This is a genomic window from Geobacillus sp. BMUD (genome assembly GCF_013096845.1).
Taxonomy (GTDB): Bacteria; Bacillota; Bacilli; order Bacillales; family Anoxybacillaceae; genus Geobacillus; species Geobacillus vulcani.
In genome coordinates this window covers 1-17,644 of sequence record NZ_SDLA01000026.1, presented here as the reverse complement: position 1 = coordinate 17,644, position 17,644 = coordinate 1, and the positions used below count along the sequence as shown (strand labels likewise).

The 17,644-nt window shown below is 44.2% G+C and carries 14 protein-coding genes, 7 tRNA genes, 1 rRNA gene, 1 pseudogene and 1 other annotated feature; of the genes and pseudogenes, 2 read left to right on the top strand and 21 right to left on the bottom strand.

The window, feature by feature from the left end; translation table 11 throughout:
- Nucleotides 1-34: 34 nt before the first annotated feature.
- From ETC05_RS16750 to ETC05_RS17965, 5 genes and pseudogenes are all read right to left on the bottom strand, one after another.
- Nucleotides 35-1,714: a Mu transposase C-terminal domain-containing protein gene (locus ETC05_RS16750; protein WP_171661496.1), complete on the bottom strand. Its 1,680-nt coding sequence runs from the start codon at nt 1,712-1,714 to the stop codon at nt 35-37.
- A gap of 86 nt (nt 1,715-1,800) precedes the next feature.
- Nucleotides 1,801-2,058 (bottom strand): hypothetical protein, encoded by a 258-nt coding sequence (locus tag ETC05_RS16745; protein WP_171661495.1) that lies wholly within the window; start codon nt 2,056-2,058, stop codon nt 1,801-1,803.
- Between the two features lie 15 nt (nt 2,059-2,073).
- A complete protein-coding gene (locus ETC05_RS16740) occupies nt 2,074-2,883 on the bottom strand; it encodes a TnsA endonuclease N-terminal domain-containing protein (protein WP_171661494.1) in 810 nt (269 codons plus the stop codon).
- A gap of 303 nt (nt 2,884-3,186) precedes the next feature.
- On the bottom strand, nt 3,187-3,648 hold the full coding sequence (locus tag ETC05_RS16735) for a hypothetical protein (RefSeq protein ID WP_077429746.1): 462 nt from the start codon (nt 3,646-3,648) through the stop codon (nt 3,187-3,189).
- 254 nt (nt 3,649-3,902) lie between these two features.
- Nucleotides 3,903-4,058 (bottom strand): annotated as a pseudogene (locus ETC05_RS17965) (GNAT family N-acetyltransferase); the annotation flags it as partial.
- Nucleotides 4,059-4,167: 109 nt separating this feature from the next.
- On the opposite strand from ETC05_RS17965, the gene ETC05_RS16730 reads away from it, so the two are divergent.
- Entirely contained in the window at nt 4,168-4,602 is a 435-nt protein-coding gene (locus tag ETC05_RS16730) for a GNAT family N-acetyltransferase (protein ID WP_171661493.1), read from the top strand.
- Between the two features lie 403 nt (nt 4,603-5,005).
- Nucleotides 5,006-5,257 (top strand) — a binding site (T-box leader).
- A gap of 121 nt (nt 5,258-5,378) precedes the next feature.
- Nucleotides 5,379-6,374: a tryptophan--tRNA ligase gene (gene trpS, locus ETC05_RS16725; RefSeq protein ID WP_077429744.1), complete on the top strand. Its 996-nt coding sequence runs from the start codon at nt 5,379-5,381 to the stop codon at nt 6,372-6,374.
- A gap of 318 nt (nt 6,375-6,692) precedes the next feature.
- Here the strand turns inward: trpS and ETC05_RS16720 are convergent, their stop codons facing one another.
- The 16 genes from ETC05_RS16720 to rrf form a co-directional block, all read right to left on the bottom strand.
- On the bottom strand, nt 6,693-7,529 hold the full coding sequence (locus ETC05_RS16720) for an aminoglycoside 6-adenylyltransferase (RefSeq protein ID WP_077429743.1): 837 nt from the start codon (nt 7,527-7,529) through the stop codon (nt 6,693-6,695).
- A 528-nt stretch (nt 7,530-8,057) separates the two neighbouring features.
- A complete protein-coding gene (glmS, locus tag ETC05_RS16715; RefSeq protein WP_171661492.1) occupies nt 8,058-9,860 on the bottom strand; it encodes a glutamine--fructose-6-phosphate transaminase (isomerizing) in 1,803 nt (600 codons plus the stop codon).
- A gap of 512 nt (nt 9,861-10,372) precedes the next feature.
- Nucleotides 10,373-11,722: a phosphoglucosamine mutase gene (gene glmM / locus ETC05_RS16710; protein WP_031406146.1), complete on the bottom strand. Its 1,350-nt coding sequence runs from the start codon at nt 11,720-11,722 to the stop codon at nt 10,373-10,375.
- 27 nt (nt 11,723-11,749) lie between these two features.
- Complete coding sequence (locus tag ETC05_RS16705; protein WP_171661491.1) at nt 11,750-12,988, bottom strand: CdaR family protein; 1,239 nt, start codon at nt 12,986-12,988, stop codon at nt 11,750-11,752.
- Nucleotides 12,981-13,802, bottom strand: a complete 822-nt coding sequence (cdaA, locus tag ETC05_RS16700; protein ID WP_031406152.1) for a diadenylate cyclase CdaA — start codon at nt 13,800-13,802, stop codon at nt 12,981-12,983. The genes ETC05_RS16705 and cdaA overlap by 8 nt, the downstream gene beginning before the upstream one ends.
- A gap of 72 nt (nt 13,803-13,874) precedes the next feature.
- On the bottom strand, nt 13,875-14,486 hold the full coding sequence (gene rsiW, locus ETC05_RS16695; protein ID WP_031406153.1) for an anti-sigma-W factor RsiW: 612 nt from the start codon (nt 14,484-14,486) through the stop codon (nt 13,875-13,877).
- A gap of 14 nt (nt 14,487-14,500) precedes the next feature.
- Complete coding sequence (sigW, locus tag ETC05_RS16690; RefSeq protein ID WP_031406156.1) at nt 14,501-15,064, bottom strand: RNA polymerase sigma factor SigW; 564 nt, start codon at nt 15,062-15,064, stop codon at nt 14,501-14,503.
- Between the two features lie 201 nt (nt 15,065-15,265).
- Entirely contained in the window at nt 15,266-16,165 is a 900-nt protein-coding gene (gene rocF, locus ETC05_RS16685; RefSeq protein WP_031406158.1) for an arginase, read from the bottom strand.
- 147 nt (nt 16,166-16,312) lie between these two features.
- Nucleotides 16,313-16,385: transfer RNA gene (locus ETC05_RS16680), tRNA-Ala, on the bottom strand.
- 5 nt (nt 16,386-16,390) lie between these two features.
- Nucleotides 16,391-16,462, bottom strand: a tRNA-Gly gene (locus ETC05_RS16675).
- 4 nt (nt 16,463-16,466) lie between these two features.
- Nucleotides 16,467-16,542: transfer RNA gene (locus tag ETC05_RS16670), tRNA-Lys, on the bottom strand.
- Nucleotides 16,543-16,924: 382 nt separating this feature from the next.
- Nucleotides 16,925-16,999, bottom strand: a tRNA-Gln gene (locus ETC05_RS16665).
- A 114-nt stretch (nt 17,000-17,113) separates the two neighbouring features.
- A tRNA-Glu gene (locus ETC05_RS16660) sits at nt 17,114-17,185 on the bottom strand.
- A gap of 10 nt (nt 17,186-17,195) precedes the next feature.
- Nucleotides 17,196-17,271 (bottom strand) — tRNA-Thr (locus ETC05_RS16655).
- A 7-nt stretch (nt 17,272-17,278) separates the two neighbouring features.
- Nucleotides 17,279-17,353, bottom strand: a tRNA-Asn gene (locus ETC05_RS16650).
- A gap of 164 nt (nt 17,354-17,517) precedes the next feature.
- Nucleotides 17,518-17,634, bottom strand: a 5S ribosomal RNA gene (gene rrf / locus ETC05_RS16645).
- Nucleotides 17,635-17,644 lie beyond the last annotated feature (10 nt).

The window sequence follows — 17,644 nt, the reverse complement described above, 5'->3', positions numbered from 1 at the left end:
CCCATGTCCCATTCCGAAATAATTCACAAAAAATTTAGCACATTCTTTCGGAAAGGGGGAGAGGGATATTCCGAAGGAATGTGCAAAAAAGAGTCTTTTTTGTGCGGAAATAAAGTGATAATTTACATTGATCAACTAATTTTTTTGCTTTTTGAACAATGTGTTCGATGTCGCTTGCCAAATCCACCTTTTGCTGAATTTCTTCATGAGCATATTCTTGGTGTTTCAACGTTTCATAAGCAAACAAATATTCTACTTCTTCGATTGTTTTTCCATGATATTTCTTTTGATGATCAAGCAAAGTAGCTACTTCATAGCTTCGACCGTCTTCGCTAGGCAAATAAATGTGTGACATGTTTCTTGGATCATAACAAATAGGGATTTGCCAACTCTTTTGTCTGGCTTCTTCAAACCAACCTTCTTTTAATGCCCTTTCACTGCTGTAACGCATTTTCTTAAACTCAATTCCCTTATACGTTACTCTGGCTTTTGCCGTTGGAAGGAGGTTAAGTTTTACGATATCTTCTGAATAAGAACGGAGTTTGCCGGAACGATTTTTTATACCCCACTTCCATAATTCGCGAGGAATCAGTGGGACCTCATCTTGAATCATCATTTCATCTTGATTATAGTGTTTCAACCAATGGTGATTATTGTGATAGAGGACACATCGGATAATCACACTTGTGAATTCTTCCAATGTTAACGTGGCATCTAAACGATAATCCCTATCACCTCGTACCATGGCATCCCTATCCACGATGCCAGGTAAAAATGGTTTGACTTTTGTATGAATGGTCTTAAAGTGCTGTTCGACAATTCCTTTCCAATCCGCTCGGTACGGTGGTGTATTTTCTACTTTCATATTAAAAACAGAAATAAGTCGTTCGATATTGTATCCTTCTAATTCTCCCCGGTCGGCTAATATCGTTTGAGGAAGGTAATGACAATCCCATTCGTCTTTTGTTATTTCAATACCGTATTGCTTACAATAGGAAACTTTATCGCTGGCAGTATTGGCAAGTGCCATCATTGCCCCGAGCCATGATGGTCCCTCTAGTCCTACATACAGCCCCACAACCATACGGCTAAATACATCGATCACTACATAAATGACAGGACGACCAATGATCCAATTTCGATTAAAAGAACTGACAAGATAGACATCTGCAACCGTTGCATCAATTTGATATTTTGTTCCAGGTCCATACAATTCACCAACGGAAGTTCCTAACACTGCCCGATCCTCTAGTTCGTATTTCCGATCGCCTTTTCTTTTCCGAAGTTTTTCTTCCGATTGATAGGTCTTTTCATACCAGTATCGGAACTGCCTTAGTGTCGGAAGTTTATCTTGTTCTAGGAGAATGGGCTTTTTTACTCCGTTATCATATCGATAATCCGCCACAAAGAAGGTTTTAAGCATTTGTTCATAAGTCGTTGTTAGAGGATTTTTCTTCGCAGTATGATAAAACCTCTTCACACTAACCTCAAAAATTCTTTTAATCTCATCGGTTATGACAATGCCTTCGCCGGTTATTGTTGCAAACCTTCTTGGTCGCCCGTTTTTCTTATCTGTGCAAGTCTTTTCCTTCCCTTTTCCACCAGAATTTTGATAATCGGGTAACAAAGCGTTCTTCACTTTACCCCTTTGCCAATATTGAACCATGTACTTATAAAGTAACCGTTTGGTTTTGCCCGTCTTTTCCATCGCCATTCGAATGAGAGAACCCCTTGTTTCGCTTTCATATATTTCCGGCTCTTGTAAAACCATGTCTTTGATGCATTCCCAGCGTTCATTTCTCAACATTTTATTTTTTCAGGAAGTTGTTCCTCATCTTGATAGATAAAACCATAAGGATCATTATCGATAAACGATAATAATTGTTCCGCGTGTAATTGCTGCAAATCAGAGATTTTCCGCTTAATGGGTAGTGCTTTTTCTTTTTCAATATCGATGGTGTAACAGATTACATTACCTTCATCAATCCAAAGGATACGCTCCAATTGTTTCTTGCCGCTAGCTTCTTCAATACTGATGATGTCATTTATTACAAACATTTGATCCCTTCTTTCTTATATAAAGTCTAGTTTGAAAACATCTTCCACCCAAAGGTGTGTGTGAATCTTTTGATTAATATCTACACGTATTTCTCGGCGAGCAATTAAATACTTAAGGATTTCTAATCCCATTCCATTTTCTAATTGAAATGTGTTATCAAATTCTGTTACCACTTCTATAATCGAGGTATTATATTTCTTAATGAATGATTTCATTTGTTGAGCATAAGTATGAAGTGCTGATGTAGGCAAACCTTCTATACCAAAATAGGACGAATGTAACCATTCAACATTTTCAATCAGGTTCCTAGGCATTTCTTTTTCCGTGACAATTCCCCAATCAACCCCACGATCTTCCCAATAGGAACGTTCAATTTCTAATTTCTCAATGGTTCGTTTGTTCTCCAGTTCTTTTGATGGTTTTATTGTCCGGGCATAATGTTTTGTGCCTGCTGAAGTGGTTACCGTGATAAGAAAATCAGTGGTCATGACAATTGGTATTTGGGATTTCGGATCTGTTGGATGTTTAATGCCTTTGTTTGTGGCAATAAACAATGTATCTTCGCGATTTAATGGAAACTGTTCTCGTATATCAACAACAGACCGATTCCATTCCAATACATAGAAATAATCCCGTTCTAATTTGGATAAAAAGTGATGAATTCGATTGGTTTTCCATCCTTTCCCCCTAGTCGCTAGACCACTTGAAGGAAAATCCTGAATATATATCCAAGGTTTATAATTCTCTCCCTTGCCTTGACCACCACCTTCTTTTTCCATTTCAGCGATTTTCTTTTCGGTTAATTCTGTTTTCCTTTTCGCCATCTATGCCACTCCTTTGATGCAAAACCTTCACGTTCCTATCATAGACAGACAAGTTTCCTTATACATGCCATAAAATTTCCCAGTTCCCATTTTTAGACAAAAAATATTTTTGAGAAAAAATAATTTAAAGAAATATTTTTTTGTGTATCTTTAAATGCGGTAAATGATTGATTTATGAAATAAAATTGTTTTTGGGTAATTCTAAAATGACATTTTTCTATCATTATTTACAAAAAACGTCATTTTTAAACAACAAAAATTTCAAAAAAATGACCTGTTGTCTTGAACAGGTCAGTTGATAAATCATTTTATTTTCAAAAAATTATTAAAGCTATACAAATTTGTAAAAAATTGATCCCTATTTTCGTTTTTGCAATATTCAATGGAATTATAAAACAATGCCTTTATCTCTGATAATATTTGTTCGTCCTCCAAATGTTTTACAACTTCAGGTGATAATGTCCGATCTTCTGTTACACTTAATAGCAGTTGTCTCCATGTTTTTGGTATTCTTATTTTTTTATTATGTAATGCATTTATCGCTCCATTTACTGAAAGCTCATCGAATGTTAATAAATATGATTCAAAATAATCAATTTTTGGATCTTTTCCGTTAATGAATTCTTTAACTCGATTTTTTAGGTCCGATGGCTTTACATTCTTCTTGTACCTTTTTCTCAATACTAACCGCAACCTTTTTAAATATTCCTCGAATTCATCCTCGGTTAATCGATCCAAAGCCTCACGCACATTATTTACATACATGTTTCTCCCCTCACAAACCTTTTTACTATCAGTCATTTCCGTTTTATTTTCAGAAAATACTTAAAACATAATAAAAATAAAACCCATTTAAAACCTTAACGGGTTCACTTCGTGAAGAGAAATGTGAAAAAACACAGCAAATACAAAGTAATTAGTACAAAATAACAATATAAATCGCAAAGAAAAACGCTCGGAACAAAAATCAGAGCGTTTTTATACTTATTTACTGCTTCTTATTGAGCTAATACTTATTGTTACTTCGATAGTCTCTTCAAGAATACGTAGCTTACTTTATCATATTGCATTTTTTCTTCATAAAAACGATGTGCGTCAACACGCTGTAAGCCAGAAGATAAAGAAACGATATTATAATTATTCTCTTTAGCCCACTGATGTACTCTTGAATACAACAATAATATAGTGTTATGTAAAGTTCACATGAATAAAGGATACAGAAGGAATTTAATTTTCTTGTAAGAATCTAATAAATAATATTACAATGCAAGGAGGAAACTATCAGTGAATATTAGCTACAGCCATAGCAAAGATGATATTGATGTTGTAGAACTCAAAAAGATTTTCCAAAGAGTAGCTACTTGGAAGATGCCAACTGATATAGCAGAATGGGAAGAAATGTTAAAACATACCCCTTTACTGGTTGCAGCGTTTGATAATGGTAAAATTGTTGGTTTTGCCCGTATGCTTACCGATTATGTACGTTGGGGAGAAATCTACGATGTGGTAGTGGATAAACCTTATCAAGGAAAAGGTATAGGAAAACAGTTGATATTAAGATTGATAAATCATCCAAAAGTGAAGAGGGTTCGTACTATTGCTTTAGGAACAAAAGATAAAACCTCCTTCTATGAGAAACTGGGTTTTACAAACGTAAATAAGTATGGTGGTCATTATCTAATTTTAGTAAGAAAAGAGCGAGATCACGAATTAGAATAGACGAGTGGCTCGAAAATAAGAAAAACAATCGTGTGTGTTGTTAACGGGTTCACTTGTCAGGTGCAAAACAGTAAAACGCAGGTTGAGTCACAGGTCAAATCGCACAATTTTCACAATGAATTCACAGTATAATTCAAATTAATAAAAGAGCTTGAAAAACGTTACAAGAAAACGTTCCAATCTCTTTTATATTTAATGTAGGTTATTCAACAAAGCACCCGTTAGCCAACCATGAAGCGAGCTTCATCACAGATGTGGAAGTTAATTCTTTCTTCCATGGGAGTCAACCATGCCGCATCTATGTGGCATCAGCAATGATGAAAATACTAATTTTTTGGATAATTTAGTAAAAAACATTGCAATCATTCTACCGTGTGATTATAATAAATAAAAAAATTCATATATCTTTGTGATGATGAAGAATAGTAGGCATGGCGGACACTTCAGAGAGCTGATGGTTGGTGCAAATCAGTGTGGAAACCATGTTGAATGGGCTTCGGAGCAACCAGACCGAAATTTAGAGTAGGTTTTGGCGGAGAGTCTCACCGTTAAAAGAGACAAGGTATCGAAACGTAATTTATGTTTCCGTACCCTAAAAGTGCGTTTGTTGTTTTACAAACGAACAAAGGTGGCACCGCGGCTTTCCGTCCTTTGGCAAGTGGATGGAAAGCCTTTTTATTTAGTTGTCTAAAAGGAGTGATTAGTCATGGAAGACGGCTGGTGGACGTTTTTTTCAATTCAAAGCATTAAAACTACAACAAAATGGAGGGATTTCGATGAATAGGGGAATATTAGTATCAGGAATAAGACCTACAGGAGAATTACATTTGGGTAACTACTATGGTGCAATGAAGAATATCCTTGAATTACAGGAAAAGTACAATTCATACTTTTTTATCAGTGATATTCATTCACTAACTACTCACCCTAAACCAGATGATTTAACGAGAAATGTTTTGGAAATTGCTAAAGATTATTTGGCAGCAGGGCTCGATCCAAATAAATCTACATTTTATGTCCAATCCTCGATTGCAGAGGAAATATGTGAATTGCATACTTATTTAAGCATGGTAATGCCATTAGGGGATTTATTACGTTGTCCGACATTTAAGGAAAAAGCAAAAAAACAACCTGATAATGTCAATTATGGATTAGTAGGTTATCCAGTTTTGATGGCAGCAGACATTCTTATACACAAAGGAAAATTTGTGCCCGTCGGCGAAGATCAATTGGTTCATTTGGAAATAGCAAGGACCATTGTACGTAGATTTAACCAACTCTATGGAGATATTTTTCCTGAACCAAGACCGATTGTGGAAAATGCTGTTCGTATTCCTTCTCTTTCAGGGAAAGGGAAAATGAGTAAATCCGATAACGCCGACAGTTATATTAGTATGAAAGATGACAATGAAACCATTCAACGAAAAGTAAAGAAGGCATATTCTGACCCTACTCGTATCTATAAACATCAAGCAGGTAACCCTTCAAAAGAAGGGTGCAACGTTTATCATTTGCACACTTACTTTACTGAAAAGGAAACGTTAGAAAAGATTCAGCTCCAATGCAGTAATGCGACGATAGGGTGCGTACAATGTAAATCCATTCTATCCGATTCGATCAATTCCATCGTTGGACCGTTTAGAGAAAAAAGAAAAAAATTGTCAGATAGTGATGTATATGATGTTTTAGAACACGGGAAAATGAAAGCGAAAGAGTCATCACAAAAAGTGATCAGTGAAGTTAGAAAGGCAATTGGATTAAGGATGTTTTAAGTGATTTAATAAGGTGTATCGAATAGTGATACACCTTTTTCTTCATCAATTTATTAACGGTTTATTATGACTAACTGCTTCGTTAGCCAACCATGAAACGAACTTCACCACAGATGATGGAAGTTCATTCGTTCTTCCCAGGGAGACAACCATGCCGCATCTATGCGGCATCATCAGAATAATGAAAAATTCATTTTCAGGATAGACCTCCATGTCGTGCTTACGGCACTAGCAAATGATGAAAATACTAATTTTCGGGATAGTTAAAAAAGAAATGGGTGTAAGCAAAACACCCGCAAAATGTGCGGGTGTTTCTGCTTAAATAACCATATCAATAATTCCATTAATCCATTCAGAATTTTCTTCGATTCCGAGCTTATTACAAAGATTTTTATGAACTCTTTTAAATTCTGGAACTATACTTTTCATCACATTCATCATTTCAAGGGGATTTCTACCACATTCCCAACTTTCAAGGAGGGAAAGTTGCCAAGCTTCTAGCTTGCTTCTTTCCCCTTCGTATTTTGCCCAATCACCAAACGTATTTGGTTGGATTCCTGCTTCCATATACCAAGCTGTTGCCATTGATAAACGTAAGTTGTCAATACATTTCAAAGCATAATAATACTCTTTTCTCATTACTCTGCGATAAGCTTCATGAAAATACGCAAAAAACTTTGTTTGCCAAAGTTCCAATTCTTCAATTGTTGGTTCATAGGATAAAGCCATTGATTTATCTAAAATATCTGCCAACATTCCATCCGTATCTTTTATAATTTTTATATTTTTCAACCATACGGAAGGCTGAATGTCTTCAGGTTTATAATAAAATGTATCCACTTTAACGAAACAATCATAGTGAGCGATTGAATAAGTTACAAACGGACCTAAATCCTCAAAATAAAGAACATTTCCCCACTTTTTAGGGCGATTTTTTTTGTTCGAGATAAATGCTTGGAATTTTTCAGGTAATACAACGATGCGGAGGTCAATGTCGGAATATAAATCCATGTTTTCACTCCCGATTGAACCACCATAAAAAACCGCTAATACATCATCGTCATTAAATAAATCTTTTTCAATTGCAGTCATTAAATCTTGACGATGCTTTGGAATTTCTAAATCTCTTTCTTTGTGTCTAGTTACAAATCCCACACATTGAATAACAACTCCCCTAAAATATATTTTTAGAATATAAATCCATATTGATTTTATATATTAGATATTTAGCATTTGATTCCTTCTTTAACTATACTGCCCGTTAGACGCCCATGCATCGCTTCGCGGCATCACAGATGATGAAAGAAATTTTATTCTTCCATAGAAATCAAATAAGACCGATTTTAATCAATTTACCGCAATATTATAAACACTATTAAAATGCCTTTTATTATTCAAATATTTGTTTGATCGGAAATAAAGAAAAAATTGTTGGCATAAAAATTCGCCAACACTTTTATTGAATATATAACTTTATTTTTCAGTATGCGACTTTATTTTCCGCAGATAATAGAAAAAACAAAAGCCTGCTGGATTCACCAACAGGCTTTCAGTTCCCGACTTTTTTGTTCGGTACCTAACTTTTTTGTTCGGTACCTAACTTTTTTGTCCGGTTCCCGACTTTTTTGTCAAGTACCCGACTTTTTTGTCATTCAACACAACAGCCTTTTCCCAACGAACCGCTCACTCCACCGTCACGCTTTTCGCTAGGTTGCGCGGTTTGTCGACGTCGCAGCCGCGATGCAGGGCTGCATAGTACGCGATCAGCTGCAGCGGCACGACGGACACAAGCGGCGTAAGGTCCGGATGGACGGCCGGGATGACGAAGCGGTCGCCGTCGCCTTCAAGGCCGCGCATCGAGATGACGCATGGGTTCGCGCCGCGGGCGACGACTTCTTTTACGTTGCCGCGAATGCTTAAGTTGACGTGCTCTTGGGTGGCGAGGGCAATCACCGGCGTACCGTCCTCAATCAAGGCGATCGTGCCGTGTTTCAGCTCGCCGCCGGCGAACCCTTCCGCTTGGATGTAAGAGATCTCCTTCAGTTTCAGCGCGCCTTCTAGGCAGACATAGTAGTCAACGGCGCGGCCGATAAAGAAGCAGTTGCGCGTCAACGTCAAGTAGTCGCTTGCGATTTTCTCCATTTCTTCTTTCGCATCGCACAGCATTTCCATCACATTGGCGACGATGGCGAGCTCTTTCGTCAGGTCAAAATTCAATTCGAGGCCTTTCGTTTTCGCCGCAGTCGCCGCTAAAATCGCCAGCACCGCGATTTGCGCCGTGTAGGCTTTCGTCGAAGCGACGGCGATTTCCGGGCCGGCGTGCAACAGGAGAGTATAATCGGCTTCCCGCGACAGCGTCGAACCTGGGACGTTCGTGATCGTGATCGCTTTATAGCCGAGTTTGTTCGTTTGCACGAGCACGGCGCGGCTGTCGGCCGTTTCGCCGCTTTGCGAGATAAAGATGAAGAGCGGCTTTTCCGACAACAGCGGCATGTTGTACGAAAATTCGCTGGCAATATGCACTTCGACTGGAATTTTCGCCCACGACTCGATCAATTGCTTGCCGACAAGACCTGCGTGGTAGCTCGTTCCGCACGCGACAATGTACAGGCGGTCGGCGTTCAGCACTTCGTTGATGATCGCTTGGTCAATCGTCAATCCGCCGTTTTCGTCTTGGTATTTTTGAATGATGCGGCGGATGACGAACGGCTGCTCATCAATTTCTTTCAGCATGTAATGCGGATACGTCCCTTTTTCAATGTCGCTCGCATCGAGCTCAGCCGTAAATGGCTTCCGTTCGACTGTTTCACCGTTTAGCGTTTGAATCGTGACGTTCTCGCTCGTGACGATGACTAGTTCCCCATCCATCAGTTCGACGAATTGATTCGTCACTTGGAGCATCGCCATCGCATCGCTCGCCACGACGTTAAACCCATCACCGAGACCGGCAAGAAGCGGGCTTTTATTTTTCGCCGCGTACAACGTTTCCTCGTTTTCCGCGTCAATCATGGCGATGGCGTACGACCCTTTTAACAGCGAGAGCGTTTTGCGGAACGCCTCTTCCACTGTCAGCCCGTCATGGACGAATTGTTCCACGAGCTGGACGATCACTTCCGTATCCGTGTCGCTTCGGAACTCGACATCAGCCAAGTAGTCGCGCTTCAGCATCTCGTAGTTTTCGATGACGCCGTTATGCACGAGCGTAAAACGGCCGGAGGCGCTTTGGTGCGGATGGGCGTTCACCTGGCTTGGCGCCCCGTGCGTCGCCCAACGGGTATGGCCGATGCCGATCGTCGCGTTGACGTTCGGGTCGACGATGCGGCGCAAATCGGCGATCCGTCCTTTTTCTTTAAACACATGAACCCCGTTCTCATTTAATACGGCGATCCCCGCCGAATCGTAGCCGCGGTACTCGAGTTTTTCCAATCCGCGCAACAAAATCTCTTTCACATCTTGGTAACCGATATAACCAACAATGCCGCACATGGCCACATTTCCTCCTTTACCATCGGAGGCTGCCGCTAACGAGATCCTTCCATGTTCAGTTGTCAAAGAACAACGGGGCCTCGCCGTCACTGCGGCAGACTCCCTTTTCTAGTTGTGCGATGACATCCTCCCCTTTGTGCAAAGGGTCACCCCTTTGTTTTAAGAGAGGACTTGCGGCTGTCATCGCTCCAGCCGGGAGGCATCCGCCGAAAACCTCGATAAACCTCCTCCTCGTCAACTAAGCGCGCGCTTCCGTTCCCGCGCTTAGTCCAGGCGCTTTGTCGTCGTCAAAACCGCTGCAACGATTCCACTTTGTCGAACATGGCAACAGCTGCGCCACCCTACTCATTCATCCCTTCTCGTTCTTCGCATCGCCTCCTTTCAGGCAAAAGGCAACAACGTTAATATTACAGGACATTCCCAGCGGCGTCAACTAGTATCTATAAAATAACCTATGCATAAACGGAAGCGAACGTTCCGTTTATGCATAGGATGGTTGTCCAAGCGGTTGGTTATTCCACTCCCATTTCACGGCGGACGACATCCGCGATCCGCTCCACATAGGCGCGGCACGCCTCTTCGGTTGGAGCCTCAGCCATAATGCGCACGAGGGGTTCCGTCCCTGACGGACGAACGAGGACGCGGCCATTACCGTTCATCTCTGCCTCCACTTCCTGGATCACTTTTTTCACTTGTTCGTTTTCCATTGCTTTTTCCTTATCGGCCACCCGGACGTTCACAAGCAGCTGCGGGTATTTTTTCATTTCCCCGGCCAACTCAGAAAGCGGCTTGCCCTTGATTTTCATGATGTTGACAAGCTGGAGCGCCGTCAACATTCCGTCCCCCGTCGTGTTGTAGTCGAGGAAGATGATATGTCCGGACTGCTCGCCACCGAGATTATAGCCGTTCTTCTTCATTTCCTCGACGACATAGCGGTCGCCAACGGCCGTTTGTACACTTTTGATTCCCTGCGCCTCAAGCGCCTTGTAAAACCCAAGGTTGCTCATAACGGTCGAGACGACGGTTTGTTGCTTGAGGCGGCCTATTTCTTTCAAATATTTTGCGCAAATGTACATGATTTGATCGCCGTCCACAATATTGCCGCGTTCATCCACGGCGATCAGGCGGTCGCCGTCGCCGTCAAACGCGAGCCCAACATCGGCTCCTTTTTCTTTCACAAACGCCGCCAATGCTTCCGGATGGGTGGAACCGACTCCTTCGTTAATGTTGAGCCCATTTGGCGACGCCCCCATCGTCACGACATCCGCATCCAAATCGGCAAATAAGTACGTCGCCAGTGATGACGTCGCTCCATGTGCGCAGTCGAGAGCAATTTTCATCCCGGAAAAGTCTTCTTCATCAATCGTTTGCTTTAAGTATTGCAAATACTTTTGTCCACCTTCAAAGTAATCATTCACTTGGCCCAATGCCGCTCCAATCGGCCGCGGCAGCATATCTTCCCGGCTGTCGATCAATGCTTCAATTTCTGCTTCCTGCTCATCCGACAGCTTAAACCCGTCCGGGCCGAAAAATTTGATGCCATTGTCTTGCACCGGGTTGTGGGAGGCGGAGATCATAATACCCGCCTGCGCTCCAAGCGCCTTCGTCAAATAAGCGACACCTGGTGTGGAAATGACACCAAGGCGCATCACTTCCGCCCCGATCGACAGCAGCCCGGCGACAAGGGCGCCTTCCAACATATGGCCGGAAATGCGGGTGTCGCGCCCGATCAATACTTTCGGGCGCTCAGCACTTTTGGTCAGCACATATCCACCGCAACGGCCGATTTGAAACGCCAACTCTGGCGTCAATTCACGATTTGCAACTCCTCGTACACCATCAGTGCCAAAATATTTGCCCATTCGCTCACTCTCTCCTTACTATGCAGTTTATTGTGCAGTTGCTTTATCGATAATTTGGACCATTGCCGTTTCTGATGACGGCTGCCATTGGACTTGTTCCGGGTTGTCCCATTGAATGGGAACTTGATGTTCGCCAATGTCAAGCCCATGAACATCGACATACAAGCGAACATCGTCTTTTGTCAACCCGCGGACGACATCGGGCGGACCGACAAGGCGGACCGTAATTTTGCCTTCAAGCGGTCTGACAAATTCGGCTTTGTATGAATCGGGCAAACCAACGACAGCGATCGGCACGTCTTTCCACGTTTGCGTGACGTCTTTTTCCACATCAATATGCACCTTGATTTTGTCTGGATCGACGTTTTTTGCTCCATCAGGGACCGGAACGTCAAGTTCTACCGTCGCATCATCGGTAATGTCGTCTAAATCAACTGTCAATCCTTCCAACTTATCAATGTGGTTCAACACTTCCTTCGGTCCATAAATCGTCACTCGATCCGGCTCCGGAGTGATGCTGACAAGATGCACACCATCCGGCAACTCTCCCGTTGCTTGCACTTGAACCGGCACCGTCTTGCTCGGGCTTTTCACCGGCACGGTTACTTCCACCGACGATGGATCTGGCTCAATATCCAACTCATTTCCCCGTCGATCATACACCCGAACGCGCGCTTCTCTCGTCAGCGTTTCCGTCGCCCCATCTAAGTCGACGATGGCTTTGACAAACGCAATCTCGTCGATTAGTTCCTTCGCCCCAGTAATCGTCACGGCATCTGGTTTCACCGTCGGTTCTCCAACGGAATAGCCATTCGGCATTTTGTTTCGATTGAAAAATTCAACACCGACCGGAAACCGTTTCGACACTTTTTCGCGAATCGTCACTTTGGCAGAGGAAGGCTGAATCGTCACTTTCAACTTGTCGGAGATGTCCCTGTATTTGATCGGCACCGTGTATGTCCCTAACGGCAATTCCGTTAAATCGACATACACCTCGAAATTTCGCTGCAGAGCCGTCGGCTTGACAATGCTGGCCGGCCCTTGGAGCGTAACGTTCACGTATTGCGGGACACCAGACACAACCAAGTTGTCTTCATCATAGTAAGCGACCACCGGAATATCGATCAACGTTTCCGTATCTTCCTGGCCAAACGTGTTGCGCGTCTCGCCGGTTTTCGCCCCGACATTGGCCGACATATACAACATAATCGCCAGCAATAAGGAAACAACGCGAATAAACCAAGGATGGTCCATCAACTTATCCATGTTTCTTCCCCCTCCATTGCCAACGGGAAGAAGCAGGCGCCTTCGTCGCTGGAGCCAGTTCGCCGGTCAACAGCTCGCGAAACTCTTCGATCGTTAAATCGCGGTACAGCTCGCCGTTTTTCGTTAACGATACCGCTCCCGTCTCCTCCGACACGACGACGGTGACGCTGTCAGTCACTTCGCTGATGCCGAGCGCCGCCCGATGGCGTGTTCCGAGCTCTTTCGAAATAAACGGACTTTCCGACAATGGTAAATAACAGGCCGCCGCAGCAATTTGGTTTTTTTGGATAATGACCGCCCCATCATGAAGCGGCGTGTTCGGAATGAAAATATTAATGAGCAGTTCCGGCGATACATGAGCGTTTAACATAATGCCAGTTTCGACATAATCGTTCATTCCGGTTTCCCGCTCAATGGAAATGAGCGCGCCGATGCGTCGCTTCGCCATATACTCGGTCGCTTTTACAATGGCTTCCACCATTCGCATCCGTTCTTCATCTTCATTGACCGTGTTGCGGGTGAACAGCCGTCCGCGACCGAGCTGCTCAAGAGCACGCCGCAATTCTGGTTGAAAAATAATGATGATCGCGAGAAATCCCCAAATGATGGCCTGATCCATCAGCCATTGCAGTGTCGTCAATCCGAGGTAATTGCTCACGAAACGAACCAAAATAATTAAAAAAATGCCTTTTAACAGCTGAATGGCCTTCGTTCCGCGAATCATCATGATCAACTTGTAAATCACATACCAAACGACAAGGATATCCACCACTTTTAACAAATATGACACGATGGGGAGCTCTCCGAAGGACATCTTCACACTTCCTTTATCTCTAATTCCAATCTGTTGATGGCCACGGAAAAAGCCATCGGGTGATGGCTGCCATCATTGAATCGATTGGAGCGCATGATTGAACCTTTCTTTAATATTATACCAAATCCATTCAAATACTTGATTAATTTCCTCCACTTCCCCTGTCACTTGCCCGGCGGACGCCATATATTTCTTTCCATGGATCACGGTCACGTCCCCATCCACCGTTCCTTCAATCCGAATCGAGCCATTGCGGACGACAATATCCCCTTTGACCGTTTCTCCTTTCGGCACGATGACAGTATGATCGCGGATGATGACATGTTCATCAGCTGAGACGGAAAATGCGCCTCCTTCCCTCCATGAAGAAGCTAAGCTGCCTAAAGTAAGAGCTAAAAACAACGAAGCAGCCGTGAGCAACGGATGACGATGCATAAAACGGCGCAACCGTGCGGTCTTTCTTTCTTTCGGCATCGCCTCCATGACCTTGGCCGCAAACGACGGCGGCGCCGCAACGTGAGCGGCATATTGGAGGAAAGCAACCGTCTTTTTCAGCTCATGAAAATGGGCAGCGCACGCAGCGCACGAACGCAAATGTTCTTTCAGCCGTTTCTCTCCTTCTGGCTGAAGATCCCCATCAAAATAGCTGTGCATGAGTAACACAATTTCTTTCGGACATTCCATAGTCTCCCACCCTCTTATAAATGACCCAATTGCCTGCGCAACGCTTCGCGGCCGCGATGCAGCCGCGTTTTTACCGTGCCGACCGGCAATCCTAAAATCTCGCTGATTTCTTGCAACGACAAATCTTCCATATATTTCAACACGATCACGCTTCGATACTTTTCTGGCAACCGCTCAATCGCCCGCTGCACTGTCTCTTGCAGCTCCAGGCTTTCCACTGCCTCCTCCGGGGATGCTTCGCGGGAAGGAAGCTGAGCCTGCATCGTTAGCCCGTCCGTGCCTCCGACCTCTTCATCTAAATACACATCCGGTTTCCTTTTCCGCAATTTATCGATCGTCAAGTTCGTCGCAATTCGATACAGCCAAGTAGAAAATTTCATGTCTGGATTGTACGTATCAATATGGATGTAGGCGCGGATAAACGCCTCCTGCGCCGCATCTTCCGCCTCATGCCGATTGCCGAGCATTCGATAACAAAGGCGGTAAATCTTGTCCTTATACAAATCGACAAGATCCGCGTATGCATTTTGATCCCCTTTTTGGATCGCCTTAATTCTCTTTTTAATAAATAGATCCATAAAATACAATACCCCCGCCTCACGGCTTACCGTATATTACGGCGCTCGATCAAGAAAAGTTTCATGTAACATATTTTATTGTATCATACAACGGAAAAAGAGGGGACGCCAAACAAACAGCAGCCCCTCTTTCACAAACCGCGGGAACAAATCATCATTACACCCGTGAATTCCCGCAACCAGCCTTCTTTGTCCAATGCATTAAATGAGTTTTTCACCAAACAACGACCCCATCAGCGCTACGGCAACTGACGCTGTTTTGTTCCGCTCATCCAAGATCGGGTTCACTTCGACAAATTCCGCTGAAGTAATGATTTGCGCTTCGGCCAGCATCTCCATCGCCAAATGGCTCTCGCGGTATGTCAATCCGCCAATGACAGGCGTTCCGACTCCCGGTGCATCGCTTGGGTCAAGACCATCTAAGTCAAGCGACAAATGAACGCCATCCGTCCGTTCTTTTAAATAGGCGATCGTTTCTTCCATCACCCTTGTCATTCCGAGCCGATCAACTTCATGCATCGTGTAAATTTTGATCCCTTTTTCGCGAATAAACTTCTTCTCCCCGTCATCAAGGGAACGGACGCCGATCAACACGACATGTTCCGGCTTGATTTTGGGGCTGTATCCACCGATTTGCGTCAGCGCCGGATGGCCAAACCCGAGGCTCGCCGCCAACGGCATGCCATGAATGTTTCCAGACGGCGACGTTTCCTCAGTGTTGACGTCACCGTGCGCGTCATACCAGATCACTCCAAGCCGCTCATAATGTTTCGCCACCCCGGCGAGCGTGCCGATGGCGATGCTATGGTCGCCGCCCAGCACAAGCGGGAAGCGCCCCCGCCGCACGACTTGGTCAACCGCCACCGCGAGTTTCTCATTCGCCTCCGCAACCGCTTTCAAATTGCGCAACCGTGAATCTCCTTGCTCGTGCAACCGCTCTGCTTTCCCAATCGGAATATCTCCCAAATCTTCGATATCGTAATGAAGACGTTCCAGACGTTCGATGACGCCTGCATAACGCATCGCGCTCGGCCCCATATCAACACCGCGGCGCGTTTGCCCTAAATCCATCGGAACACCGATAATTGAAATTGGTTTCATGCTGTCTCCCACTCCTTTCCGGTTCCTGTTACGCCTTTATTGTAGAGGAAAGAAAGGAGATGACTCAACTTGACAAAATTTTGAATATTTATACCGATATAACAAAAAAAGCAGGCTGCTTTTGGTTGCTAAGCAGTCTGCTCTTGATGGAGCCTATCGGGATCGAACCGATGACCTCCTGCGTGCAAAGCAGGCGCTCTCCCAGCTGAGCTAAGGCCCCGCCCAAGCGGAAGACGGGACTCGAACCCGCGACCCCCACCTTGGCAAGGTGGTGTTCTACCACTGAACTACTTCCGCAATATGGTGAGCCATGGAGGACTCGAACCTCCGACCCTCTGATTAAAAGTCAGATGCTCTACCTACTGAGCTAATGGCTCATAGTGATCATAACACTCTAAGTACTGACGAGTTCTACCTGCCTCTTCCTCTACGAGCTGTTTCAAGGAAGCTTGGTGCGTCGAGGCAACTCGCAGCGAACTCAAAGAGGCATCGCTCGTTACTGAGCTAATGGCTCATGGTTAGGTATACACTCAGATATTTGACAATGTCCCTTCCTCTGCTAGCTGATTCGAAGATGTCCAGTGCGTCGGGACAACTCGAAGCGATTTCGAAGATGTATCGCTCGTTGCTCTACCTGCCTCTTCCTCTACTAGCCGTTTCGAGGAAGCTCGGTGCATCGAGGCAACTCGCAGTCAACTCGAAGATGCATCGCTCGTTGCTGAGCTAATGACTCATAACCGTTTTATGCAAAAAAAATAATGGCTGGGCTAGCTGGATTCGAACCAGCGCATCACGGAGTCAAAGTCCGTTGCCTTACCGCTTGGCTATAGCCCAACGCGATGAAAAAGAAACGCTGTATTCAATTGCTATTATACCTCTAGAATGAGCGAAATATACACATTTCATTTCGGCCAATCATCCTTGGAAGGACGAATGGCCGAAATGGAGTGACCCGTACGGGATTCGAACCCGTGTTACCGCCGTGAAAGGGCGGTGTCTTAACCACTTGACCAACGGGCCGGAAAAGAAATGGAGCTTCCAACCGGGCTCGAACCGGTGACCTCTTCCTTACCATGGAAGTGCTCTACCTACTGAGCTATGGAAGCATAAAAATGGCTCCGCAAGTAGGATTCGAACCTACGACCTACCGGTTAACAGCCGGTTGCTCTACCGCTGAGCTATTGCGGAATGATGAAGAAACTATATGTCATGCACATCTTCCCAATGTGCTCGTTGCCTCTTCCTCTGTCAGTTAATTCAAGGAAGAAAGAGGCGTCAAAGCAACTCATAGTGAATTCGATGATGCTAATGCACGTCGCTGAGCTATTGTGGTATCATGAAACTGAAACATCGCCTAGCAGCGACCTACTCTTGCAGGGGCGCTGGCCCCAACTACCATCGGCGCTGGAGGGCTTAACTTCCGTGTTCGGGATGGGAACGGGTGTTTCCCCTCCGCCATAGCCACTAGGCAACGATGAT

What these genes read in the sequence shown, in the direction of transcription:
- ETC05_RS16745 (WP_171661495.1), bottom strand. Translation starts at nt 2,058, where the DNA reads ATGTTTGTAATAAATGACATCATCAGTATTGAAGAAGCTAGCGGCAAG.
- glmM (WP_031406146.1), bottom strand. Translation starts at nt 11,722, where the DNA reads ATGGGCAAATATTTTGGCACTGATGGTGTACGAGGAGTTGCAAATCGT.
- glmS (WP_171661492.1), bottom strand. Translation starts at nt 9,860, where the DNA reads ATGTGCGGCATTGTTGGTTATATCGGTTACCAAGATGTGAAAGAGATT.
- sigW (WP_031406156.1), bottom strand. Translation starts at nt 15,064, where the DNA reads ATGGATCTATTTATTAAAAAGAGAATTAAGGCGATCCAAAAAGGGGAT.
- cdaA (WP_031406152.1), bottom strand. Translation starts at nt 13,802, where the DNA reads ATGTCCTTCGGAGAGCTCCCCATCGTGTCATATTTGTTAAAAGTGGTG.
- rsiW (WP_031406153.1), bottom strand. Translation starts at nt 14,486, where the DNA reads ATGGAATGTCCGAAAGAAATTGTGTTACTCATGCACAGCTATTTTGAT.
- ETC05_RS16705 (WP_171661491.1), bottom strand. Translation starts at nt 12,988, where the DNA reads ATGGATAAGTTGATGGACCATCCTTGGTTTATTCGCGTTGTTTCCTTA.
- rocF (WP_031406158.1), bottom strand. Translation starts at nt 16,165, where the DNA reads ATGAAACCAATTTCAATTATCGGTGTTCCGATGGATTTAGGGCAAACG.
- ETC05_RS16740 (WP_171661494.1), bottom strand. Translation starts at nt 2,883, where the DNA reads ATGGCGAAAAGGAAAACAGAATTAACCGAAAAGAAAATCGCTGAAATG.
- ETC05_RS16735 (WP_077429746.1), bottom strand. Translation starts at nt 3,648, where the DNA reads ATGTATGTAAATAATGTGCGTGAGGCTTTGGATCGATTAACCGAGGAT.
- trpS (WP_077429744.1), top strand. Translation starts at nt 5,379, where the DNA reads ATGAATAGGGGAATATTAGTATCAGGAATAAGACCTACAGGAGAATTA.
- ETC05_RS16750 (WP_171661496.1), bottom strand. Translation starts at nt 1,714, where the DNA reads ATGGCGATGGAAAAGACGGGCAAAACCAAACGGTTACTTTATAAGTAC.